The organism is Croceibacterium selenioxidans (genome assembly GCF_018599195.1).
Classification (GTDB): domain Bacteria; phylum Pseudomonadota; class Alphaproteobacteria; order Sphingomonadales; family Sphingomonadaceae; genus Croceibacterium_A; species Croceibacterium_A selenioxidans.
The window spans coordinates 257,048-280,501 of sequence record NZ_JAHFVK010000002.1; the positions used below are offsets into that span (position 1 = coordinate 257,048).

Below are 23,454 nucleotides of genomic sequence, written 5' to 3' on the forward strand. Positions count from 1 at the left end.
ATAGTTCAGAAGCTAGTGGCTGACTGACGGCTCTCATTGGAGCCGCGCCCGCAAGCGGACCGCCCCCTGTCGGCCAGATCAGGACTTCTAACAGGTGACAAAACCTCGCGATCACGGCCGCGGCACCGAAATTTCCCAGTGAATTGAGTGCCCAGTTCTGTCGTCCGAGGGGCACCACCTCTTGCCCTAGGCAATCTGGAAACATCCTGCGGAAAGCGCTTTCGGCTGGGTGTGGGGCATTGGGTAGGGAATCGGCATACGCTGAACGATACCTACCGATCATCGTGAAACGCGCTCGAGGGGTCGGCCAGCGACCGAGAGCCCTGTCACGCGAACCCATGATGGGTCACGGACAAGCTGAACCGGCCAGCCCTGTTTGGAGACGAATAGGTCGTCCTCCTGCGGGAATAGCACAGACTGCGGCGAACCCTTGGCGATGGTTGCCCCGGAACATCGCCTGTCGACGCAACTTCCGCGGACGTCAGAGGTACCTCGTCGACGACTCCTACTCCGTTAATCCGTAGATCTTGGGCACCCAGGCATAGATCAACCGATTGCACGCCATGTCGCGTGTAGCGAGGCAGATGAAGACGCTATCAAGGCCCGGATAGACATGAAGTGCCGCGTCCATCCCATATGACGTTCCGCCGTCGCCCCAGCTTGGATAGGGAGCCGAGTTCACGACAATGCCCATGCAGTACCAAGGTGTCTCGCCGGCGCTGGTGGCCCAACTGGAAGGAAGCCCGGGACAGCAGCTTTCCCGACTGCGGCGCGGCAAAGAACTTGCGCATGTCGTTCGCGCGCGCGACCCCACCGCCATCCGGCATTCCGCACCAGGGCAGGATTGCGACGTTGGGTGCAAGAGCACTCTCTTCACCAAGAAAGGTGGTTAGGCCGCGATGGCCATATCGAACTCAGCCCGCATGGCGAAGGCCCACTCGCGGCGACTTTCGCTCAAGCAGCGAATGGCTAATGACATCACGGCCCGCGAAACGGGCGCCGTCATGCGAAGGAAGCTTTGGACGGAATGGCGGTAGACGGTTTGGCGGTCGCCTGCGGGAGCGCGATACCATCCGCCGTGAGCCTGTAGGCGTGGCGTGCGGGTCGCCCGACCTGTGTCGGCTCGCGCCATTCGGCTTCGATAAGCCCTTTTTCGGTCATGCGAATGGGCAGCGGATAGAGCGTGCCCAATGACAGACCTGTTTCCTTCATCAGGTCGTAACCGTGACGCCATTGCTGCGATCTCGCCGCCAGCGCGTCCAAGAGCACCAACATCTGTTTCGACGGGCGTCGGTTGCGAGACATGGGCTTTCACATCTTAAGTAGAGTTAGGAATCAAGGAGGAGGGCATCAGGACGACCAACTTGAAGTCCGGCCGTTCCGCTGGGCTGAAGGTATGCTGAGCATAGCTGAGCGGCCCATCTTTCGGTTGCACGAAGGTGCGTAACCCTCCTTCGCGAGCCATCACGGATTGTGCTTGCCATTCATGCGCGAACAGATCGGATTCCTCGCATAGTTGTTGGACGAGCTGATCCAGCGCAGCATCGTTCAGCATCCGCGCGCAATCCGCGCGGAACTCTGCCAATACCCGGCGCGCCCGTTGCTCCCAGTCCGGCAACAAGCTCCGGGCCGAAGGGATCGTGAAGGTATAACGCAGCAGGTTGCGATCGCAGCCCTCACCAAGCCAACCGGCAAAGAGCTTCTCGGCCGCATGGTTCCAGCAGCAGGCGTTCCAAAGGCGGTCCAGCCCATAAGCGGGTAAGGGCAACGCCTCGACGAGCGCGGAGACAGATTCCGGCGCTTCAAAAGTCGGGGGCGACGGCGGAGCTGCCGGATCGCGGCGTCCCGCCAGTTCGAAGAGGTAGGCGCGTTCCGCGGGAGTTAGGGCAAGCGCCGTGGCGAGACGAGCGAGAGTTTCGGATGATACGCGGATCGCTCGTCCCTGCTCGATCCAGGCGCACCACGTGACGCCGATGCCGGCTCTCGCCGCCAGTTCTTCACGACGCAGGCCAGGGGTTCGGCGCCGGCGAACTAGCACGTCAGGAACCATGCGCTCGCGGTGCGAGCGGACAAACTTCCCGAGCAATTTGCGCTGTTCGTCTGGTTTCATGGTTCATCTTATAACAGGATAAGTTTGTCCATTGTAACAGGTTTGAGGCTGAGGTTCAGGAGTGCCAGGAGAAAAAGCCATGACCCGTTCCCATGATGCCGTCACCGAAGATCAATTTGGCCCGCAAGCGGCGGCCTATGTCGCAAGCCCTGTCCATGCCGGAGGCGAGGATCTCGACGCCCTGGAGTCTGCTGCCGAGCGCGAGCAACCCGTGCAGGCCGCCGACCTTGGATCAGGGGGTGGCCATGTCGCCTATCGCCTGGCGCGCCACGCTGGTTCCGTCACCGCGATCGATCTTTCGGCAGCGATGATGGATGCCGTTCGAGACACGGCGCGGCAGCGCGGGCTCTCGAACATCGAAACCTGTGTCGCGGCGGCGGAGAACTTGCCGTTCGGAGACGCCGCATTCGATCTGCTGGGCTGCCGCTTTTCCGCACACCACTGGCGCGATTTCGACGCGGGACTGCGGGAAGCGCGGCGAGTCCTGAAACCTGGCGCAACCGCGATATTCATCGACGTCGTATCTCCCGGTCACCCGGTGTTCGACACTCATTTGCAGGCCGTCGAGCTGCTCCGCGACCCTTCCCATGTTCGCAATTATGCGGAAGCCGAATGGACCGCGGCGCTCGCCCGCGCGGGATTTCGGGTGCGCAACACGCAGAAGAGGCGGTTGCGGATGGACTATCAGTCTTGGGTCGACCGTATGCGCACGCCCGAGCAGCACCGGATCGCCATCCGCTCGCTGCAACAAGGGGCTTCGACCGATACGGCGACCTATTTCTCGATCGAGCCGGATGGCTCGTTCTCGCTCGACACGTTGCAGCTGGAGGCGACCGCGTGTCGCGCGCGCTCAATATGACCAGGGGCGCCACTGTGCGCTAAAGCCGGGCGTTCAGGCCAAAGCCATGTTATCCGCCTACCGCAAATTTGCCTGCCATTGGGGACCAGGATGACCATTGCCCAAGCCTTGCTGGCCTTTCTAGCCGCAGCTTCAGTTCTGACTGTAACGCCGGGCCTGGACACGGCCATGGTGCTGCGATCGACCGCGGCCGGTGGAGCGCGCCAAGCGGCGTTCGCAGCGGCCGGCATCAGTCTTGGATGTCTCGTTTGGGGTGCTGCGGCGTCAATCGGTTTGGGGGCGCTCCTTGCTGCGTCTACTTTCGCTTTCACAATGCTGAAGTGGGCCGGTGCCGCCTATCTGCTGTATTTGGGGCTGCGGCTCATCTGGCGCCCGCGCGACAGCTTTGAGGCGATAGATGACGGGGGCTCGAAAGTTTCCGGATGGCAATCACTGCGGCAGGGTTTTCTCACGAACATGCTCAATCCCAAGGTCGGCTTGTTCTACATCACCTTCCTGCCGCAATTCATTCCAGCTGGGGTTGGCGTCGTGCCGTTCTCGCTCTTGCTTACCGCCATACAGGTCGTCCTGGCGCTGGCCTGGTTCGCGGTTCTCGTTGCCCTCACGACACCAATCGGACGGCTCTTGCGCCGCCCTCGCGCGGTAAAGGCCTTGGACCGATTTACCGGTGGCGTGTTCGTTGCCTTCGGAGCGAAACTCGCGCTGGCCAGGTAGGAGCGGGCTCCGCTCCCGGCGGTCATCCTGCTGCCTGTAGGTGCTGGATGAATTGCCGTGCGGTGCGCCCTGAACGGGACCCGCGCTCCTTGCTCCATTGCAACGCGCGCCGCTCCAACTCGGTCGGATCGACCTTGATGCCGATGGCGGCCGCATGGCTGTGAACGATCGTCAGGTATCCTTCCTGATCGACATTGTGGAAGCCGAGCGACAGTCCGAAGCGGTCCGAGAGCGAGACCTTCTCCTCCGTGGCCTCGCTGGCGTGGATGGCGTTGGCACGCTCGTTCTCTATCATCTCACGGGCAAGCAAATGACGCCGGTTCGATGTCGCGTAGACGATGACGTTGGCCGGCCTTCCCGCGATCCCGCCATCCAGCACGGCCTTGAGCGATTTATAATCTGCTTCACCGGCATCGAAGGACAAATCGTCGCAGAAGATGATGAAGCGCCTATGGGGCTCCAAAGCGAGTAGCGCGAGCAGCCGAGCCAGGGTGCCGACATCATCGCGCTGCACCTCCACCAGTGCCAGGCACCGCCCGCCGCTTTGCGCTTCGCGGCGAACCTCGGCGTGAACCGCCTTGACCAGCGAACTTTTGCCCGTGCCTCGTGCCCCCCACAACAGCGCGTTATTCGCGGGTTTGCCCTCGGCAAAGGCCCGGGTGTTGGCGAGCAAGGTGGTTCGCTGTGCATCGATGGTCCGCAACAGGGACAGGTCGACTCGCTCAATCCGTTTCACCGCGTCCAGCGTGTTGGCGTCCGGCCGCCAGACGTAACCGGGGGCATCCACCTCGAGGCCCGAGCTCGGCAGAGGGGGCGCTATCCGTTCCAGGGCCTCGACCAGGCGGACGAAGAGCGAGAGTTCGGCTGGGTTGGTCATGAGAGTCTCGACGGCATCTCTCATTGCGCGGCCGCCAAATCTGAGACGCGGGAGAGGGGCTGGCGGAAGCGCTGGGCGCAGGCGACACCTGCGAGCACGATGACTCCTCCGATGACGTGGAATTGGTGCACCGGCTCTCCCAACACAACGATCGCGATGGCCGCGGTGAACACGGGCAGCAGGTTCATGAAAATCGCGCACCGGCCGGGGCCGAGCTGCTCGACACCTCGGATCCAGAAGAAGGGCAGCAGGACCGAGGCGAGGCCACCAGCATAGGCGATCAGCGGTAACGTGCGCGCGTCGAGCTGGCGCAGTTCGGGCGGCGTCGCGAGAAAGGCCGGGAACATGATGGCGAGCGCGCAAAGCGCCTGGCCATAAGTCGATTGCCATCCGGGCAGCTTCGGCCGCCAGCGCTTCAGCAGCACTCCGTAGAGCGCGTATACCAGGGCCGCGATCAGCATCAGCAGGTCACCAGCGTGAATCCCGCCGTGCGCGAGGATCAGGGGGTGGCCACCGCTGACGAGGTAGATCAAGCCTCCGAGCGACAGCAGGCCCCCGCCCAACAGTCCGGTGGTGGGCGTATCTCCCAGCAAGGGTACGCTCAGCAGGACGGTCAGCAACGGAACTAGCGCAGTGAAAACCGCCATGTTGGTCGCGCTGGTGGTTTCCGCCGCGAGGTAGGACAGGCTTTGGAACAGGCACATAGCGAGGAAGCCAAGGACGGCAAGTTCCGCCAGCTGTCGCCGAAACGCCAAGCGGTTACGCCACGCCGGCAGTCCCACGAAAAGGGTCATCAGCGAGGTCGCAAGCACTAGGCGGTAGAAGGTGATCGCTTGCGGGCCAATCATATGGGCCGAGAGGCGGGATACGACGACATTGCCCGCCCACAGCAGGATGGCGAGCGTCGGATAGAGGTAAGGTACGATGCGCATGAGAGCTCCGGGTTCGATCGGCAGAGCTCTACCGGCTTAGATTCGGGTCCGTCTCACGCTATACGGACCCTATGTATCGCAAACACGACATTCCTGACGCGGCGCTTCTCGCGCGGCACGAGACGACGACCCGCCCCGTTTCCGCGCTGGCCGCGGACTACCCCAACGGGATGTCGACAGGCGAGCATGTCCACGCGCGGGCTCAACTTCTCTACGCGATTGAAGGGGTCATGATCGTCCGCTCGGAGGCGGGATACTGGGTAGTGCCGCCATCGCGCGGCGTCTGGTTGATACCGGGCGTCAGTCATGAGGTGCGGATGTGCGGCGACGTAAAGATGCGCACTGTCTTCGTGGCGTCGGACGCGGTCCCGGATCTGCCTGCCTCCAGTAGCGTCCTCGCGGTTGGCTCGCTGTTGCGGGAACTTATCCTCGCCGCAACTTCCGTCCCGCTCGACTATACCATGGGTTCTCGCGATGATCGGGTCATGCAGCTTCTCCTCGACGAGCTGAAGAGCCTCTCTGTGTTGCCGCTGCACCTGCCCCGGCCCAAAGACTCCCGTCTCCGCCACATCTGTGACACGCTGGCCGAAAGGCCGGACTTAGACCTCAGCGTCGATCAGTGGGGCGCGCGCCTTAAAGTCGCCGGACGAACCATCCAGCGGCTGTTTCGGCGCGAGACCGGGCTTACGTTCGGCCAGTGGCGTCAACAGGCGCGGCTGCTGTTCGCGCTCGAGCGTCTGGCGCGGGGCGATCGCATCATCGATGTGGCGCTGGATAGCGGATATGCCAGCCAAAGCGCGTTCGCGGCGATGTTCCGCCGGCATTTTGGCGTCCCCCCCAGCTGCTTCTACGGCTGAATAGGCGGCGAAGCAGAGGGCCGAAAAGGGCATAGGCTCTTGCCAGCCGAAGATCCGCATTTGGGGCGAAGGCGACGGACGCGAAGGGGGAACGCGGACTAAGCGTGAACCTCAGGAAGGGCGGCTTCGTGACCACGCCCCGAAAGACTGGCAAGTCCCCTGATGGTGAGAGCAGTGTAATAGGTGGCGGCGGTGAGCATAAAGACTGCCGCAAGGGGGAGCAAAGCAAGGCCGAGTCCCGGCGGCCCTTCGCCGGTGTCGCCCGTCGCGTAGAACAGGCCGGAAATGAGGACATACTCAAAACCCACTAGCGCCGGTGCGAACAGCAGATGCATCCACCAGCGGCCGACAGACCACTTCCACCAAAGCAGAGCGCCAACCGGCGGAACAAACAGGCCTATCGCCCAGACAAATAGTACCACCATGATGGCGGATCTCTCTCACGGGCATCCCGTGTCCTCAATGGGTGGTTTGCAGACCGCTTTGGAGCGAGCGTCAATTTGCGCTCAGACCGCTCGGAATCTCTTTCTGGACCGCCGCCCGTCCTCGCTGGGTCCCCCTGATCGCGGTCAGTGCAATGCCAGCCAAAGCGCAAGGCACGGCAAACAGTGTCATCATCAAGGTCTCGGGCACTTCGGCAGCAAGCCCTATTCCGATCACAATCGGGGCGACTACGGTTCCCAACCTGCTCACAGTCTTTGCCCAGCCGATGCCCACAGCCCGCAACGGCGCCGGATAGAATTCCGCAAGGACGACATTGATCCCCCCGTAAGCGCCGAGGAAGAAGAACCCGCCGGTCCCCAGCAACGTCATGAGCAGAGTGTCCGAGGCACTCGAGAGCAACTGGCCAGTTACGGCCAGGAGCACCGTCGCAGTCGCAAGCGACGCCATCAGGACCCGAAAGGTGCCGATGCGATCCATCAGCACTCCGATCCCGAGGGCTGCGATGATTCCCCCCAATGAGAACACCGTCACCGAAAGCGCGGCGAACTCCGGCGTGCGTCCGACCTCAACCAGAAGGGTCGGCAACCAGGAGCTCAGGCAGTACTGAATGATCAGCATGGCAACGAACAACACCCACAGCATGAGGGTGCCCAGGACCAATCCTGGAGCCAGGATGCCTCGTCTCAATCTAGGGCCGCCTGTGCCGGCGTTCTCGGCCCGGGCAGGCGGGCTGTCCAATTCGGCCAGGCCGAACCAGGCTGCAAGCGTCGCGCCGATGCAGCTTGCCGCGATGACGCCCAACGCGATCCGCCAACCGCCTGGCTCTGAGAATACCGCCGCGACGACCCCGGCGAGAGTGGCCCCCGCCCCATAGCCGGTGAACAGCATCATGGAGGCAAGGCCACGCCGACCCGCGGGTGCGACATCGACGACGATGGCAAGGCAGATCGGCAGGCAGCCACCGAGGAAGAACCCGGTTACCAGGCGAAGAGCGAACAATTGTTGCGCGTCTTGGGCAAACGCGGAAGCTCCCTGGACGAGTCCGAACCCCGCTACAGCGAGGGTCACCAACGTTCGTTGTTCGATCCGCCCCACCAATTGCGGAAAGGTCACCAGTCCCAGGCATTGGCCGATGAGGTTGGCCGAAAAGATGGGTCCAAGCTCAGAGACCTCGAGCGATAAGTCCCTCGCTATCGAGGGAGCCATCGGACCCATGATCGTGTGCAGCAGCCCATCCAGAAAGTAGACCAGGGAGCATACGCCGATGATGCAAAGCTGGTTCGAAGTGAACCGCTCTCGTGCCTTGCTCGCGGCCGTTCCCATCATGCCCCCTGTGTCCTTGCCTTCGCCGGTCCGATAGCCACTTTGCTGGGCCGGCCGTTTCAGATTCCAAAGCGTGCCCGTGCCTCGTCTACACTGGCGGGTTTGAGTCCGTAGAGTGCGGCGATGTTCCGTGCCGCTGAGACCATCTCCGTGTTGTCCCGCGCAACCCGGCCATCCGGAAGATGCACGGAGTCCTCAAATCCCACGCGGACGAGGTCACAGCCCATCGCCAGTCCCAGTGTGACGATCCGGAACATGTCACGACCGGTCGCGGTGACCCCCACGATCGCCTCGGGGAAAAGGCGCAGGCCTTCGTCGATGTTGAACATGACGTTGCGCGCGATCGCGGGCGTTGCGCCAAAGCCACCACCGTGAAGCAACCACATGTTCTTGCGGTGGCGATCGAACAGGCCGTCATCGGCATACCGAACCAGCCGGTGAAGCGAACTTGCCTCGACCACTTCATACTCCAGCGCAGAACCCATGTTGTAGACCGCCTGGATCGTGCGCCGCAGGAGTTCGGGCGAGTTCACGTATGGCGTCTCTTCGGGATAGCCCCCTTCGGGATTCCAGAAATCGGCCGAACCGCCCGCTATGCCGAACAAGTCCTGGCGAGGCTCAAGCTCAAGCAGACCGAGACGCTCGGCGTCAGACGGCCAGATGAAGCTTCCGGTCGTGGGATCCCGCCGGACGCCGATGCCGTTCGTCGTCTGAATCAAAATGGGGGAACGAGCGCGGATCTCCCTGATGATCTCGGCGTAGATGGCCTTGTCGCCGCTGTTCTTACCGTCAGGTCCCCGGGCATGGACATGGACCATCGCGGCGCCCGCTTCGTGACAGCGCGCGGCCGCCTCTCCGATTTCCCTCGGCTGCTTGGGCACCACCGCACCGTCGCGATCCTGCTGCATGCCCCCATTCAAGGCGACCGTGATAATGACCTTGTTGCCAGCGAGCATCTTCGCTCCTCCTGATCCTTGCCCTTGCGCAAGCGGATTGGCGCGAGCGGTCGAAGATGTCTGTCCTCTCTCGGTGTGACAAGGCGAGCGCGTGCAATGGGGTTTGTCTGGGTGCCGAAATGGCGCAAGATGCCGTTCTCGAACGAATGGCCGGACCGATGGATGGCGGGATCGGGGTATGACTATTGGCGGGGCGTAGACCCCGCAGGCGGGAGCGGGAGCGAGAGCATGACTTACATTACCCCGATCAGGGAATGGCGAGCGCCGATGGCCATCACGCCCGTCTACGAGCAACTGCTCAAGGCGATGGGTACGGAAGAGTTCGGCTCTACGGTGAGGGACTCCGTGCTCACACTAACTGCCGGCGCGCGGCGCCTCTACCTGTTTGAGGCCACGGGCCGTGAAGAGAGCTCGCTCCATTACTTCTCGTGCGAACCCGGCGTAGCCGAGATGTTCCCCACTTATAGCAGCCACTACCTGCGGCAGGACCCGGTAGCCGATGCCTATAGTGCGGCCCCTGCCGTCAGCGACATGGTGCTATTGCGGGTACGCCCGCGGGATATCTCCTCGCCCGGCCTGCGACAGCGGTTTTACGACGACGCCGGGATCATCGAGAGGATATCCATTATCCAGCGCAGCGCGTCCTCATGGCGTGGTATGAACGTCGCGCGTCACCACTCCGACGGCGAGTTCAGCGACTCTGAGCTGACTTCGCTAGTGGGCTTGGCGTCGTTCGTGTTGCCGATGCTGCAGCACGCCCTCGGGGCCCAAAAGCCGGCCCAGCAACTCACCGTCGCTCAACTCGAAGACCGGTTCGCCACACGTTACCAGAGTCTCACTGCGCGCGAACGTGAAGTCTGCGCGCGGGCGGCCCTTGGGATGAGCGTGGAAGCGACGGCGTTGGATCTCTCGATCGCCAAGACTTCGGTTCTGACATACCGTCGCCGGGCTTATCACAAGCTGCAGGTTACCAGTCCTTTTGAGCTTTGTTCGCTCGTCACCCACTGACGTCAGGTTTGAGGCGTTGTCGGCCTGGGCGCCGAGTGGGCAATGCCGCCTAAACCGCTTTGTAGAAGCGAATTCTGACGGCCGGACGATCTGCATTCGGGGCGCCTTCCAGAGTGCCGATGAAGGCACTGCGATTGAGCCAATCGTACTTGCCCTTTGGAGCCTCGAATCTTGGCTGGGTCCGCGCGGGCGTCATTCGTCCCGCCTCGGGAGGGCAGAGTGCGCCCACATTGATGACGTTGATAACAACGTCGTCGTTGGTCTTGATCATATAGTCGGCCTTGATCTCGGTGCAGCCATCCGACCGGGTCAGTTGCCAATCCCACCCGCCTGCAATGATGGTCCCTTCGATGCCGGGTCCTGAAAACGTGCCGCCCGTGATGGGTATGATATTCCTCTTCCCCAGCGGGGTTTCGCCAACGGGGATGGCCTGGCCGAGGTATACGATCTCCTCGAACGCAAATTCGAGGTGCGGGGCCTGTGGGGTATCCTGAGATACAGCCGAAGTAGAACCGAGCAGAATTGAAAGGCCAAAAACCAAACTACCTGCGCGTGCCGCTTTGCTCATCCCTTATTCCCCCATTTTCAGCAGTCAGCGCCGGATGCCGGCGTCCGCTTGGCCTTGTTTCCTAAAGAAGTCTGGCAGAGCCCGCGCGGAAAATACAGGCCTGCGCTCTAATCCGATCACCAAGGCTGCGCTGGCTCGCGCGGCCCCAGACCGGACGATGTGAGCGGGCGGACGACGTCGTCGCCCGCCCGCTCTTCCCCCCGATCAAAATTCGGCGGCGACCTGGACGTACCAGTTGCGAGGTCTGGCAAACATGCGTTCGGCATACCCGAGCGTTCCCAGCGAGGCATTGCCCTGGATCAGGTACTCTTCGTCAAAGATATTCACGACACCTGCCGTGACTGACCAGCGGTCGTCGACGTCGAGGGCAACCGAGGCGTTGCCGACGAAGTAGCCGTTCTCTTCAATGCTCGGCACGCTGCCGGTAATGAAGGTGAACTTGGAGGTATAGCTCCCGTCGAAGCGGGGCGTCAGCGTTAGCCGGTTGTTCAAAGTGAACTCATAGCCAATGCCGAAATTCCCCTGAAATCCCGGAGTGAACGGCAGGTCGTCGCCTGGGGCGACCGTGGCCGTCGCTCCCGGTACCGGGGTAATCTCCAGGAGATCGTCGTCGAGCACGCTCAGCGCCCCGTCGAACACGAGGCCCCCGATCGGACGATAACTGAACTCAGCCTCGAAGCCCCTGATCCGCGCCTTGCCGGCGTTGAACAGCAGGGGGACCACACCCTCCCGGAAGATCAGCTGGATGTTGTCATAGTTGGTTTGGAAGGCGGCGAGGTTCAGGCGCGCCGCGCCGAAGTCCATCTTCGCTCCAAGTTCAAAGGAGTCGACCGTTTCCTCGTCGAAGGGGACCGGCACGAAGCCGGGCGGAGGCGCGTTGTAGCGGGTGTTGAAGCCGCCCGATTTGAAGCTACGCGAATAGGACACATAGGCGTTGAGCCAATCGTTGAAGTCGTAGCGGGCACTCGCCGATCCCGTGAGTGCGGAAAACGTTTCAACAAACGGTCGGTCATAGATGAACAGCGGTCCGCCTTCGGGAATGGCCAGCGTGGGTAGCGGATCGGGATCGGGCAGGGTCGAGGGAAAAAGGTTGAGGACCGTGCCCTGATAAGTCTTGCGGTCCTCGGTATAACGCAATCCGCCGCTAAGCTCGAGGCCATCGACCGGCTCGATCGAGACTTCGCCGAACCCTGCCAATGATCGCGTTTCCAGGTCGGATAGCTGCAAGTCACGCGAACCCGGGCCACCAGCCAACAACGATGAGATCACCGGGGGCGAAGGCGGAAACGCCAGCGGCACGGTGGCCCGTTCGAAGGTGTCTTCATCGAAGTAGTATCCGCCGACAATAGCGTTGAAGATCCCGCGTTCGTACTGGAACTGCAACTCCTGGCTGAACTGCGAAGACTCGCCCCCCACATCGGTCGTGATCATCACGAACGGCGTATTGTCAGCGTCGCGGATGCCGCGAGATTTGGTCGAGCGATAGGCGGTGATGCTCTTCACCAACAAGTCATCGGAAAGGTCATAACGCATCGTTCCGGACACGCCCCAAACTTCCGAGGTGCTTGTCACGGGGGCGGTCCCGCCGTTGACGAAGTTTCCTAGAGCCTGGAAATCGTTGGCACACCGCGCGTCGTCGATGAGCGGCACCGATGGCGGTCCAAAGCGAGGATCGCCTGGAGTTATCGGAGCAAACGGGATCGTCGCGCCCGGACAGCCAGCCGCCACACTGACGATAGCGGCCACTGGCGCTTTCTCGTTGATCTCGGCGAAGGTAAAGGGCGCGCCGTTCTCGTCGCGCTTGGTGTAATCGGCCCGAAGCGAGAGGCTGAAGCTTGATGACGGCTCCCAGCGGAACGCACCGTTCAAGGTCGCCACGTCTTCGTTGCCAAGGTCCAGGTCGTCGTACACGCGGATGACGTAGCCATCGCGCTTGCGAAAGCCGCCTGAAACGCGTGCAGCCATTGTGTCCGTGATGGGAAGATTGATCGCGGCAAAGCCTTCGAACAGGTTGTCATTGCCGACGCGGAACCGGGCGCGTCCGGACAGCTCGCCGAATTCCGGCTCGCGAGTGCGCACCAAAATGGCGCCGCCAATCGTATTGCGCCCGAAGAGGGTGCCCTGCGGTCCCCTCAACACCTCGACGCCGGCAATATCGCCGAATTCGATCGTCCCCCCGACCGAGCGGCCGACATAAACCTCGTCGATATATATGCCGACACCCGGATCGACGGCCGCCGTTGGGTCCACCTGCCCTACGCCCCTGATGAAGACGACAGACGCAGCGCTATTACCCGACAGCTGGCCGGCGGGCTTGAACTGGAGGCTGGGTGTAATCCGCTCGAGGTCCTGTGTCTGGTGGATCTGCCGCTCCTCCAGCACTTCGGGACTGAAGGCGGAAATGGCGATCGGGGTTTCCTGTAGCGACTCCTCCCGCCGGCGCGCGGTCACCACAATCGCGTTGCCCTGCCCCGTTGATGCATCGGCCTCTGCTTCAGCCCGCCCGGGTTCCTCTTGAGCGGCCACGGGGGCGCTAAACGTGGCCCAAAAAGCGGTGGCCAGGATGGCACCGGAAACCATCAACTGACGGCGGCCGCTTCGCCGCACACGACTATCCCGCTCGAACCCCATTTTCATCTCCCAAGTAACCTGCCTGATGACATTAGTTATTGTCGATATCTGTTATCGCCGATAACCTTCATGTGCAATAACAGTTTGGCTTGTGTCGGGTGGACGTAGGGGGCATGCACAAAGAATGAGGAGCGCTGCCGAAACCGCCGACCCGCTTATCGAGGTGAGATATCGGGCCCCTACGCTTGATGGTGGTGCGGTTGACCACGGCATTCTGACCGACCTCACCGGCTTCTCGGTCAAGCTCGTTTGGATATTGGGGCACGGCCTTTTGGCCCGTGAGTTCGGGGATTCCGGAATTACGCCTCATCGGTACTCGATCTTGGAGGTGATCGGCCGAAATCCTGGTTTGCAGCAGACGCAGTTAGCTGCGGCGCTTGCCCTGACGCGTCCGGCCACAACCCTTGCGGTAGACTTCTGGGAAGAGCGCGGGTGCGTGGAACGTCGCAAGATCCACGGAGATCGCCGGTACTCGGGCGTTTACCCCACGCCGCATGGCGAAGACGAACTGGAGCGGCTCAGAGCGCATGTTCGCCGAGCTGACGCCGCGCTCACCAGCGGTCTGAGCGAAGCCGAAACAAAGGAACTGCGGCGACTCTTAAAGAAGATTCACCGCTAACCAGCACCGCGGAAAACCGCGCATCATCGAAGATAAGGGCGCAGATCCAAAGGGAGGGGAAATGCTCGTTTCGCAGACAGGACGGCGCAGCGGGAGCTCGCCGGCAAGCTTCTCTGGTGCCCTGGCAGCCGTTGCGGCGGTCGCCCTGGCGATCGCACAGCCTGGCTCAGCGCAGCCCTCTGCCAGCGCCCCTCAGGCGGACGGACCTCCACGCTTCCCGATGCGAATGGAACCGGACCCGCGCGTGCAACAGCGAAGCTATCATTTCGCCGACACGAACGAGGATCTGGCCTACACCGTATTCGTATCTTCGAAGGTCAAACCTGGCACACCGGCCCCTCTGATCGTGGCGCTTCATGGATATGGTGGCGATTCCAATTTCATCGTGCGCGGGCGATTGGTCGATCTGGCAGAAGAAGGCGGATATATCGTAGTCGGGCCGATGGGCTATAACGCCACCGGCTGGTACGGCTCACCTGTGATCGTGATGGGGGGAGGTGCCGTCGATCCTCCCAACCTCACCGAACTCTCCGAGAAAGACGTGATGAACGTGCTCGCACTCGCTCGGAGCGAGTTCGACATTGACCCCAAGCGGACTTATCTGATGGGCCATTCCATGGGCGGCGCGGGCACGCTGTTCCTTGGCCAGAAACACCCCGACCAGTGGGCCGCTATTGCGGCGATCGCGCCTGCGGCTTTCATGATGCAGCCCAACCAAAAGGACATCCTCGCCCCGATAAAAGCGGCACACCTGCCGCTCTTGATCACGCAGGGCGATCAGGATCCGGTCGTCCCAGTTGCGAACACACGGACTTGGTCCGCGGCCATGAATGACCTCGGCATGGAACACGAATACATCGAGATGCCGGGCCGCGACCATGGCAACATCATCGCCGACGGGATGCCCGACATTTTCCGCTTCTTCGCTGCACACACCAAGGACAAGTGACCCCTCGAACGATGGGCGACTTTGCCGGCGGGTTATCAGGTCAAGAGCCGGAGCTCGGGGGCTTCACCGAGAACCGGTATACGATCGAATTTTGGTAGACCTTGCCCGGATCGAGCCTGGCCGAACCAAACTCGGGCTGGTTGGGTGTGTCAGGGAATATCTGGGGCTCCAGGCACAGGGCGTCGCCCATACGATAAATCGTGCCGGCTTTCCCGGTGACCGTGCCGTCGAGGAAATTCCCGGTATAGAACTGGATGCCCGGCTGGTTGGAAAGGACTTCCATCACTCGGCCGCTAGCCGGGTCTTCGAGGTACGCAAGAACCTGCGGCTCGGCCACCACGGTCCGGCTGACCACCCAGTTGTGGTCATAGCCCCGTCCGAAGCGAAGCTGGGCATCACGTCCATCGCGAATGCGGTCGCCGATGCGTCGGAGTGTGAGAAAATCGAACGGAGTGCCGCTCACCGACCGGAATTCGCCCGTAGGAATTAGCGTCTCGTCGACCGGGGTAAAGGTCTCGGCCGGAATCTTGAGTAGAGACTCGAGTATCGACACCCCAGAATTCGCACCCGCGAGATTGAAGTAGGAATGGTTGGTCAGATTGACGATCGTCGCCTTGTCCGTCGTTGCGCGATAGTCGATCTTCAGGTCATTGCTTTCCGTCAACGTGTAGGTGGCGCTGACTTGCAATGTGCCGGGATAGCCTTCCTCCCCGTCCGGGCTGAGATAGGTCAGCGTCACACTGGCTTGCTGTGCGTTCGCGCTCACGTCGCCGACCGTCCACAAGCGCTTGTCGAAACCCTTTACCCCACCATGCAGCGCATTGGGGCCATCGTTACGGGCTAGCTGATAGGCTTTACCGTCGAGCTCGAACCTGCCCCCCGCGATGCGGTTGGCGTAGCGGCCAACAGACGCGCCGAAGTAGTTCGGCGCTGCCAAGTAGCCCTCAATTCCATCATAGCCCAGAACGACGTCCGCAGGCCCACTTCTACCCGGAACCGTCAGTTCCTGCACCAGCGCGCCATAAGCCAGAATGCGAACCTTCATTCCCGCCTGGTTGGTCAACACGATCGCGGCAACCTCGCGCCCGTCGGGTAAGGAGCCAAACGTCTCGCGCGATGCCGTGGCCGCGTCAGCCGGAACGGCCCAGGCAGCCAGAACCAAGGCCAACAGTGATGCTCTTTTCATCGTCTCTCCCCCTCTATTCGCCTCGCATATCGGCTAGCGCCAGGCGCAGTAGATCCTCCATCGCCACTCGCGCCCGTTTCGGTTGACGAGAGGCAATCGCATCGCGCAGCGTCTCGTGCTCGGGCAGCGGGTCGCGAGGTCGTTTATGGCGTTGCTGCTTGAACCTCGTGGTCCAGCGAACCGCCGCGGAAACAGACGACGCAAGAGACGCCAGCGCCTCATTGCGCGTCGCATCGATCAGCGCGGTATGAAAATCCTGATCCGCCGCCTGCCCTTGGAAGGTGCGTAGTCCGTGGAGGCGCATTCCCTCGAGAGCCGCATCCATTCGGGCAAGGTCGCTTTCGTCATGTCGCAGGGTGGCGAATTCAGCGGCGGCGGGCTCTATCACACCGCGCAGTTCGAAAAGATCAACGATGAAGCGTTCGTCCGGTGTCCCCGAGAACATCCATTCAAGCACTTCCGGATCGAGCAAATTCCAGTGCCTGCGCGGGGTGACATGAGTTCCTGCCTTGGGCCGGCTTTCTAGCAGTCCTTTTGCCGTGAGGATCCGCATCGCTTCGCGATAAGCCGTGCGCGATATGCCGCGCGCTTCGGATTGTTCGATCTCTCCGCCAAAGGCGTCGCCGGGGTTGTACTCACCTGACAGAATGGCGATCCCGAGCTCACGCGCCAGCGCCTGGTGGATACGCAAGCCAACCGTCGTCTTGTCCGCGCAGGCCGTTCCCATGGTCATAGTCATAGTCCTTCCACGAAGGGCTCGACCGGAATGAAGCGGCCCTTGTCAAAGGCTTCCTCTACTAGCCGCAATGGGCACAGATGCACCTCGCTCGTGGAAGTGCGGATCAGCTCGGCGAAGCGGTCGTAGAGCGCCGGATATTCACCCTCCGCGCCCAGTGGGACGATGCGCCCATCGATGCGGAGCTCGTTTCCGCCCAACGAGAGACACAGGGTTCCCTCGCTCGTGTTCACCTCGATATTCCAGGTCTGCAGACCCGTCTGGCGAAAGTCGAACTCGGCTGTGCCATGGAAGCCTGCGTCGCTTTCCAACGCCAGCGAAGCCGCGATCGGCGTCACACAGTTGGCGGGGACCGCGAGTTCGGACTCAGTCACTCGCAGGCGGCCCGGCACGATTTCCGTCAGGATCGACAGCGCGTTGATGCCAGGATCGAACACGCCAAAGCCCCCCTCCTGCCAGATCCATGCCTGGCCGGGATGCCAAACCCGCACGTCTTCCCGCCACGCCACTTGAACCGAACGAATGGACCGATCGGCCAGCCATTCCCGCGCGGCCGAAACGCCTGCCGCTTGTTGCGAGTGCCAAGCCGTGAACAAAGTAACTCCGGCCTGGCTTGCCAGTCGCTCAACCGCTTGGGCTTCTTCCAGAGTGGCACAAGGCGGCTTTTCCATCAGCACGTGTCGCCCCGCTGCGATGGCCTCCTCTGCGGCCTCCGCCCGAAAGCGCGGTGGCATGCAAAGTGAAACAGCGGTGATGTCCGGGTGTGCCGCCAGCATCGACGAAATGTCTGGAAAGGACGGCAGATCAGGATGACTCTCGGCGATATCCGCCACCGCAGCGAGACGAAATCCCGTGTGCTCCGCGAGCACCCGAGCGTGTTGATCGCGAGCGATCTTTCCGTAGCCGACGAGGCCGATCACAATTGGCGTCATAGCGGCCTTGTGCGGACGAGACCGCCTGCTCTCTTGCGGGTAAGCGGGTTACGCAGCGCCAATCGGAATGGCTCGGCCTCGATTTCGAACACGTCACCTTCACGAGTTTCGATGCCGTCCGCGAACGAGGCGGTGCCGGTACCGAAGAAATGGACATGAACATCACCGGGCCGGCGGAAGCGAGCGTACTTGAAATGATGGTGCTCCAGATTGGCGAGGCTGTGGGTCATGTTCGCCTCGCCAGTCAGGAAGGGCCTTTCCCACAGCACCGCACCGTCCCGAAAGATTCGGCTGGCACCCCGCACATCGGGCGGAAGCTCGCCCAGCAAGAGCTCTGGCCCAAGCGCCGCTTGCCGCAGCTTCGAATGCGCGAGCCACAGGTAATTCGCGCGCTCCACCTTGTGGTCCGAGAACTCATTGCCCAGAGCAAAGCCGAGCCGCAGCACGTCGCCGGCGTCGCCTACCAGGTAGATGCCGGCAATCTCAGGCTCTTCGCCACCGTCTTCGGCAAAAGCAGGCATGGCAAGCTCCGCGCCTGGCGCGACCAGGATGGAACCGTCGCCCTTATAGAACCATTCCGGCTGCACACCTGCCTGGCCCTCGACGGGCTTCCCACCCTCTTCGCCCATCAGGAACATGCGCATGGAGTCGGTCGCATTTCCCGCCGCGGCCGCCTTGTGCATCCGGTCGCGGCCTTCCGCTGAGCCAAGGTGCGTCAGGCCCGTGCCGCTGACGGTCAGGTGGGCGGGGTCGGCGTGGTCGATGGGCGTGAGCAGCCTCACGGTCGCCAGGTCGAGCGCCCCGGCCCCGCGTTCGGAAGCGAGGCCGGCGAGCGTTTTTCCCTCCGCCAGCGCCTGCCGTGCCAAATCGAGCGTGGTGGACGCACCGGACAGGATTTGCGCGTTCCCGCCAACGTCCAGGCCCGCAAGGCCGCGTGCGCCGTGCGCCTCGAATTGCACCAGAGATCGTATGATAGCCTGCTCCACTGCCTGACTCAGTGATTGTCGCGGGGAAGCCCGCGTGTCTGGGCGATGCGCTGGAACGCCTCACTCCCTTCGAGGATCGCCCCATCTCCAAGCTGGCCAACGAGTTCACGCTGAATCGCTTGCCACGGGGTTTGCGAGGCTGGGAAGGCGTAGCCCCCCGCCGCTTCCAGCTCAGTGCGGCGTTGAGCCAGCTCTTCATCGGTAAGCAGGGCATCGACCGTGCCTTTGCGCAAGTCGATCCGCAGGCGGTCGCCCGTCCGGAGCAGGGCGAGACCGCCACCCGTGGCGGCTTCAGGAGATACGTTCAGGATCGACGGGCTGGCCGAAGTCCCAGACTGGCGACCGTCGCCGATGCACGGCAAGTCGCGAACGCCTTCCCGCAAAAGGTAGGCGGGCGCGCGCATGTTTACCACCTCGGCAGCGCCGGGATAACCAACCGGCCCTACCCCCCGCATCACTAGCAAGGTCCTGGCGTCGATCGCCAGTGCCGGGTCGTCGATCCGCGCGTGATAGTCTTCAGGTCCATCGAATACGACGACCGGACCTTCGAACGCGTCGGGATCCTCCGGATTGGAAAGATAGCGGTCGTGGAAGGCATCCGAGATCACGCTGGTCTTCATCACCGCGCTGTCGAACAGGTTGCCCGCAAGGACTATGAAGCCCGCGTCCTGCCGCAGGGGGTCATCAAACGGGCGGATGACCGCCTCGTCCTCGATCGTCGTGCCCCGGCAGTTTTCCCCGATGCTCTTGCCGGTGACGGTCATGGCTTCTTCGTGGATCAGTCCGGCCGTCATAAGCTGGCTGATCACGGCGGGCACGCCACCGGCCCGGTAATAATCCTCTCCAAGATATTCGCCGGCGGGCTGCAGGTTGACCAGCAGCGGCACCTTGTGTCCATGCTCCTGCCAATCGCGGATCGAGAGCTCAACTCCCATGTGGCGCGCTATCGCCTGGAGATGGATCGGCGCATTGGTGGAACCGCCGATCGCGGAGTTCACGACGATAGCGTTGAGAAAAGCCTCCCGCGTCATAATGTCCGAGGGCTTGAGATCTTCCCGCACTAGATCGACGATCCGGCGGCCGGTGTGATAGGCGCATTCTTGTCGGTCCCGGTAGGGCGCCGGAATGGCCGCCGAGCCGGGAAGCGACATTCCCAGCGCCTCGGCCAGGCTATTCATCGTGGTCGCAGTACCCATGGTGTTGCAGTAGCCGGTCGAGGGAGCGGAACTCGCGACGAGACGGATGAAGCCCGCGTCGTCGATCTCCCCCCGGCTCAGCATCTCGCGAGCTTTCCAAACGATCGTACCCGATCCTGTGCGCTCGCCCTTGTGCCAGCCGTTGAGCATGGGCCCGACCGAGAGGGCGATGGCAGGGATGTTAACCGCCGCGGCAGCCATGAGGCAGGCGGGCGTGGTCTTGTCGCAGCCCACCGTCAGGACCACGCCGTCGATCGGATACCCGTACAGCACTTCGACAAGTGCGAGAAAGGCGAGGTTCCGGTCCAGCCCGGCTGTCGGCCGCTTTCCGGTTTCCTGAATAGGATGGACCGGGAATTCCAGCACCACCCCGCCCGCTTCACGGATACCTTCACGCAGCCGCTCGGCAAGGACCAGGTGGTGGCGATTGCAGGGCGACAAGTCGCTGCCGGTCTGCGCGATCCCGATCACCGGGCGACCGGAGCGTAGCTCCTCCAGACTGATCCCGAAGTTCAGATACCGCTCGAGATAGAGCGCCGTCATATCGATGTTGTCTGGGTTGTCGAACCAGGCGGCGGAGCGAAGTTTCATGTCCGGAGTTGACGGCATAAAGAGCCAGATATACTCATACAAATAGATAAGCAACGGGGGGATGCATGTTCGGATCGGCACAGGAACCGGTGGTCAGCCCTGCCGCGGCAGAAGGGCCCGCATCGTACAGGAAGTCGCTGGCTCTGCTGGCGAGCTTGTTCTTCATGTGGGGCTTCATCACCGTCATCAACAACACCCTGCTGCCCCACCTCAGAAGCGTGTTCGAACTCAACTACACGCAGACCACCCTGATCGAATCCGTCTGGTTCATTGCCTACTTTGTGGCGTCGATCCCGGCTGCGTTCCTGATCGAGCGGGTCGGCTACAAGAAGGCGATCATCATCGGCCTGATCGTCATGGCGGTCGGGGCCCTGGGGATGGTTCCCGCGGCGCGAATTCCCTCGTTCGGCGTCACTCTGGGCGCCTTGTTTGTCATCGCCTGCGGGATTGCGTTGCTGCAGGTCGCGGCGAACCCTTACGTGGCGGTGATCGGTCCCCCGGAAAGCTCGGAATCGCGTCTGACACTGGTGCAGGCGTTCAATTCCATGGGCACTTTTTTCGCGCCCTATTTCGGCGGCTACCTGATCCTTAGCCGCACGGTTTCCGGCACTTCGCTGGAAGGTACCCAGATCACGCTCGAACAGCGCATGGCCGATGCCCAAGCCACGCAATTGCCCTACATATTGGTGGCGGTTGTTCTGGTCGCGATCGCCATCGTGGTCGCCCGTTCAAGCCTCCCGACTCTCGGCTCCGGGACCCGCCGGGCCAATGCCGAAGAACGCAAGCGACTGTCGCTTTGGAAGCACCGCAACCTGGTGTTCGCCGTGCCTGCGATCTTTATCTATCTGATCGCCGAAATCGGCGTTGCGAACCTTTTCATCAGTTTCGTGATCCTGCCCGAGATTGCCGGGATCACCCCCGCGCAAGCGGCCAACTACCTGATCCTGCTGTGGGGCGGGATGATGGTGGGACGGTTCTCCGGCAGCTTCCTGATGCGCCGCTTTCCGGCAACCAGAGTGCTGGCGGCGTTCGCCTTGTTCGCGACCGTTGTGATGATCGGCGCGGCGACTCTGCACGGTCCCATTGCGATGTGGTGCCTCATCCTGGTCGGCCTCGGCCATTCAATCATGTTTCCCGCGATCTTCGCGATGGGGATCAAAGGCTTGGGCCCCCTTACAGAAGAGGCTTCGGGATTGCTTATCATGGCGATCGCCGGCGGTGCGCTGGTTATCGTGCAGGGCTGGCTGGCAGATCAGTTCGGCCTCCAGGCCAGTTTCTGGCTGACCGTCGCATGCGAGCTCTATGTTCTTTGGTACGCACTTTGGGGATCGAAGCCCACGAACGACGCCTCTGCGGAAGACATGCAACCGGCAGAAGCATGAAGGCCATCATAAACAGGGAAACAAGATGAGGCGGATTTTCACGATCGGTGCGGCGGCGCTTTGTGCGCTCGCTACGCAGGCTATCGCACAGGACACCCGTGTCACTATCGAAGCCAGCCGCGGAGGGTCGACCATCGACCGCAACATCTTTGGTCAGTTCGCCGAGCATCTTGGCACGGGCATCTATGATGGGGTGTGGGTTGGGCCCGACTCCGCGATCCCCAACGTCCGCGGCATTCGCACCGACGTGGTGGAAGCACTCAAGGCGATCCGCGTTCCCAATGTGCGCTGGCCGGGCGGCTGTTTCGCCGATGAATATCACTGGAAGAACGGCATCGGCGCACCTTCCGCGCGCCGGGCAACGGTGAACGCCAACTGGGGCGGCGCAATCGAGCCCAACACCTTCGGCACTGACGAGTTCATGGACTTTGTCGACCAGGTCGGCACCGAAGCCTACATCTCGATCAACGTGGGCTCCGGCACGTTCGAGGAAGCGTCCGAATGGCTCGCTTACATGACCGCCGACCAGCGCAGCGCGGCCGGCAAGGAACGCGCGGCCAACGGGCATTCGGCCTCATACCGAATTAAATACCTCGGACTCGGCAATGAGACCTGGGGCTGCGGTGGGAACATGAGGCCGGAGCACTATACCGACCTGATGAAGCGCTTCGCTCGCTTCACGCGAAACTACAACCCAGCTCAGCAGAGCGGCGCGGACGTGATGCAGCGCATTGCGGTCGGCCCGACCGACGACGATCCGGCCTACACCGAAGCGGTCATGAAGGCATGGAGCGAGCGCGACTGGAGTTGGTCGATCGAAGGTCTTTCCCTCCATAGCTACACCGTGCCGCAATGGCCGCCCTCCCTGCCGAGCACCAACTTCGGCGAAGACGATTACGCTTTGATCCTGTCGACCACGCTCAAGATGGACGGCCGTCTCGCCAAGCACTCGGCGATCATGGACAAGTATGACCCGGAGAAGAAGGTCCCGCTGTTCGTGGACGAATGGGGGGTCTGGCTGGCTGAAACGCCCGGCACGCCGCAGGGCTTCCTCCAACAGCAGAACTCGCTGCGCGATGCGATCCTCGCTGGGCTCAACTTCAACATCTTCGCCCGTCACGCCGAACGCGTCCGTGGCGCCAACATCGCCCAGATGGTGAATGTCCTCCAGTCGCTCATTCTCACCGACGGCGCGAAAATGGTGCTGACGCCGACCTATTGGATCCACAAGATGTACCTGCCGATGCAGGACGCGACGTTCATTCCGGTACGCTTCGATCCGGGCAGCTATCGACACGGCGACATCGTGCTGCCTGCGGTCGATGCGGTGGCGATGCGGGATACGTCGGGCAGGTTGTGGCTTTCGTTGATCAATCTCGACCCAAGGCAAGATCGGGCCATCGCCATCGACGCAGCCGGCCTCGATCTGAAACGGGCCGGAGGGGAAGTCCTGACCGCCCCCAACGTCAACTCAATCAATACGTTCGATGCACCTGACACCGTAGCACCGAAGCCGATAAGCGGCACCGTGCGCGACGGCAAAGTGACCATCAACCTGCCTGCCAAATCCGTGGCGATGATCGCCCTCGATCAATGAG

General features: G+C 62.2%; 22 protein-coding genes. 8 read left to right on the plus strand and 14 right to left on the minus strand.

Features of this window, described 5'->3' with window-relative positions; translation table 11 throughout:
• Window positions 1-1,002: 1,002 nt before the first annotated feature.
• Together KK137_RS10060 and KK137_RS10065 are read right to left on the minus strand one after the other, a co-directional pair.
• The gene (locus KK137_RS10060) at window positions 1,003-1,275 is read right to left on the minus strand and encodes a PadR family transcriptional regulator (RefSeq protein WP_214536309.1); all 273 of its coding nucleotides are present in this window, start codon (window positions 1,273-1,275) and stop codon (window positions 1,003-1,005) included.
• Between the two features lie 43 nt (window positions 1,276-1,318).
• Window positions 1,319-2,110 carry an MmyB family transcriptional regulator gene (locus tag KK137_RS10065; RefSeq protein WP_214536310.1) on the minus strand — a complete coding sequence of 264 codons (792 nt, stop codon included), beginning with the start codon at window positions 2,108-2,110 and terminating at the stop codon, window positions 1,319-1,321.
• A gap of 79 nt (window positions 2,111-2,189) precedes the next feature.
• Here KK137_RS10065 and KK137_RS10070 point away from each other — a divergent pair, with 79 nt between their 5' ends.
• On the plus strand, window positions 2,190-2,969 hold the full coding sequence (locus tag KK137_RS10070) for a class I SAM-dependent methyltransferase (RefSeq protein WP_214536311.1): 780 nt from the start codon (window positions 2,190-2,192) through the stop codon (window positions 2,967-2,969).
• Between the two features lie 90 nt (window positions 2,970-3,059).
• Entirely contained in the window at window positions 3,060-3,683 is a 624-nt protein-coding gene (locus KK137_RS10075) for a LysE family translocator (protein ID WP_214536312.1), read from the plus strand.
• 22 nt (window positions 3,684-3,705) lie between these two features.
• Here the strand turns inward: KK137_RS10075 and KK137_RS10080 are convergent, their stop codons facing one another.
• Entirely contained in the window at window positions 3,706-4,560 is an 855-nt protein-coding gene (locus KK137_RS10080) for an ATP-binding protein (protein ID WP_214536313.1), read from the minus strand.
• A gap of 20 nt (window positions 4,561-4,580) precedes the next feature.
• Window positions 4,581-5,492, minus strand: coding sequence for a DMT family transporter (locus KK137_RS10085; RefSeq protein WP_214536314.1), 912 nt, complete (start codon window positions 5,490-5,492; stop codon window positions 4,581-4,583).
• A 71-nt stretch (window positions 5,493-5,563) separates the two neighbouring features.
• Between KK137_RS10085 and KK137_RS10090 the strand changes: the two genes are divergently transcribed.
• Complete coding sequence (locus tag KK137_RS10090; RefSeq protein WP_214536315.1) at window positions 5,564-6,349, plus strand: AraC family transcriptional regulator; 786 nt, start codon at window positions 5,564-5,566, stop codon at window positions 6,347-6,349.
• Window positions 6,350-6,447: 98 nt separating this feature from the next.
• Here the strand turns inward: KK137_RS10090 and KK137_RS10095 are convergent, their stop codons facing one another.
• The 3 genes from KK137_RS10095 to KK137_RS10105 all read right to left on the minus strand — a co-directional run bounded on the left by KK137_RS10095 (window position 6,448) and on the right by KK137_RS10105 (window position 9,072).
• The gene (locus KK137_RS10095) at window positions 6,448-6,774 is read right to left on the minus strand and encodes a hypothetical protein (protein ID WP_214536316.1); all 327 of its coding nucleotides are present in this window, start codon (window positions 6,772-6,774) and stop codon (window positions 6,448-6,450) included.
• A 70-nt stretch (window positions 6,775-6,844) separates the two neighbouring features.
• Window positions 6,845-8,119, minus strand: coding sequence for an MFS transporter (locus tag KK137_RS10100; protein WP_214536317.1), 1,275 nt, complete (start codon window positions 8,117-8,119; stop codon window positions 6,845-6,847).
• 56 nt (window positions 8,120-8,175) lie between these two features.
• Entirely contained in the window at window positions 8,176-9,072 is an 897-nt protein-coding gene (locus KK137_RS10105; RefSeq protein WP_214536318.1) for a beta-keto acid cleavage family enzyme, read from the minus strand.
• Window positions 9,073-9,168: 96 nt separating this feature from the next.
• Between KK137_RS10105 and KK137_RS10110 the strand changes: the two genes are divergently transcribed.
• On the plus strand, window positions 9,169-10,080 hold the full coding sequence (locus KK137_RS10110; RefSeq protein WP_214536319.1) for a helix-turn-helix transcriptional regulator: 912 nt from the start codon (window positions 9,169-9,171) through the stop codon (window positions 10,078-10,080).
• Between the two features lie 49 nt (window positions 10,081-10,129).
• On the opposite strand, the gene KK137_RS10115 is transcribed toward KK137_RS10110, so the two are convergent.
• The gene (locus KK137_RS10115; RefSeq protein ID WP_214536320.1) at window positions 10,130-10,648 is read right to left on the minus strand and encodes a DUF3237 domain-containing protein; all 519 of its coding nucleotides are present in this window, start codon (window positions 10,646-10,648) and stop codon (window positions 10,130-10,132) included.
• Window positions 10,649-10,852: 204 nt separating this feature from the next.
• Complete coding sequence (locus KK137_RS10120; protein ID WP_250893814.1) at window positions 10,853-13,279, minus strand: TonB-dependent receptor; 2,427 nt, start codon at window positions 13,277-13,279, stop codon at window positions 10,853-10,855.
• Between the two features lie 124 nt (window positions 13,280-13,403).
• Between KK137_RS10120 and KK137_RS10125 the strand changes: the two genes are divergently transcribed.
• A complete protein-coding gene (locus tag KK137_RS10125; RefSeq protein WP_214536321.1) occupies window positions 13,404-13,898 on the plus strand; it encodes a MarR family winged helix-turn-helix transcriptional regulator in 495 nt (164 codons plus the stop codon).
• 61 nt (window positions 13,899-13,959) lie between these two features.
• Window positions 13,960-14,847, plus strand: a complete 888-nt coding sequence (locus tag KK137_RS10130) for a carboxylesterase family protein (RefSeq protein WP_214536322.1) — start codon at window positions 13,960-13,962, stop codon at window positions 14,845-14,847.
• A gap of 40 nt (window positions 14,848-14,887) precedes the next feature.
• Here KK137_RS10130 and KK137_RS10135 read toward each other — a convergent pair whose 3' ends face one another.
• From KK137_RS10135 to KK137_RS10155, 5 genes are read right to left on the minus strand one after another with little or no spacing between them, the layout of a single operon-like run.
• Entirely contained in the window at window positions 14,888-16,033 is a 1,146-nt protein-coding gene (locus tag KK137_RS10135; RefSeq protein WP_214536323.1) for an aldose epimerase family protein, read from the minus strand.
• A 13-nt stretch (window positions 16,034-16,046) separates the two neighbouring features.
• The gene (locus KK137_RS10140; protein ID WP_420829324.1) at window positions 16,047-16,766 is read right to left on the minus strand and encodes a FadR/GntR family transcriptional regulator; all 720 of its coding nucleotides are present in this window, start codon (window positions 16,764-16,766) and stop codon (window positions 16,047-16,049) included.
• A 2-nt stretch (window positions 16,767-16,768) separates the two neighbouring features.
• Entirely contained in the window at window positions 16,769-17,701 is a 933-nt protein-coding gene (locus KK137_RS10145; RefSeq protein ID WP_214536324.1) for a Gfo/Idh/MocA family protein, read from the minus strand.
• Window positions 17,698-18,675, minus strand: coding sequence for an AraD1 family protein (gene araD1 / locus KK137_RS10150; protein ID WP_214537463.1), 978 nt, complete (start codon window positions 18,673-18,675; stop codon window positions 17,698-17,700). The genes KK137_RS10145 and araD1 overlap by 4 nt, the downstream gene beginning before the upstream one ends.
• A gap of 20 nt (window positions 18,676-18,695) precedes the next feature.
• On the minus strand, window positions 18,696-20,492 hold the full coding sequence (locus KK137_RS10155) for an IlvD/Edd family dehydratase (RefSeq protein ID WP_214536325.1): 1,797 nt from the start codon (window positions 20,490-20,492) through the stop codon (window positions 18,696-18,698).
• Between the two features lie 47 nt (window positions 20,493-20,539).
• Between KK137_RS10155 and KK137_RS10160 the strand changes: the two genes are divergently transcribed.
• Both KK137_RS10160 and KK137_RS10165 read left to right on the plus strand, forming a co-directional pair.
• Complete coding sequence (locus KK137_RS10160) at window positions 20,540-21,856, plus strand: sugar MFS transporter (protein ID WP_214536326.1); 1,317 nt, start codon at window positions 20,540-20,542, stop codon at window positions 21,854-21,856.
• A gap of 25 nt (window positions 21,857-21,881) precedes the next feature.
• Window positions 21,882-23,453 (plus strand): alpha-N-arabinofuranosidase, encoded by a 1,572-nt coding sequence (locus KK137_RS10165; protein WP_214536327.1) that lies wholly within the window; start codon window positions 21,882-21,884, stop codon window positions 23,451-23,453.
• Window position 23,454: the final 1 nt, after the last annotated feature.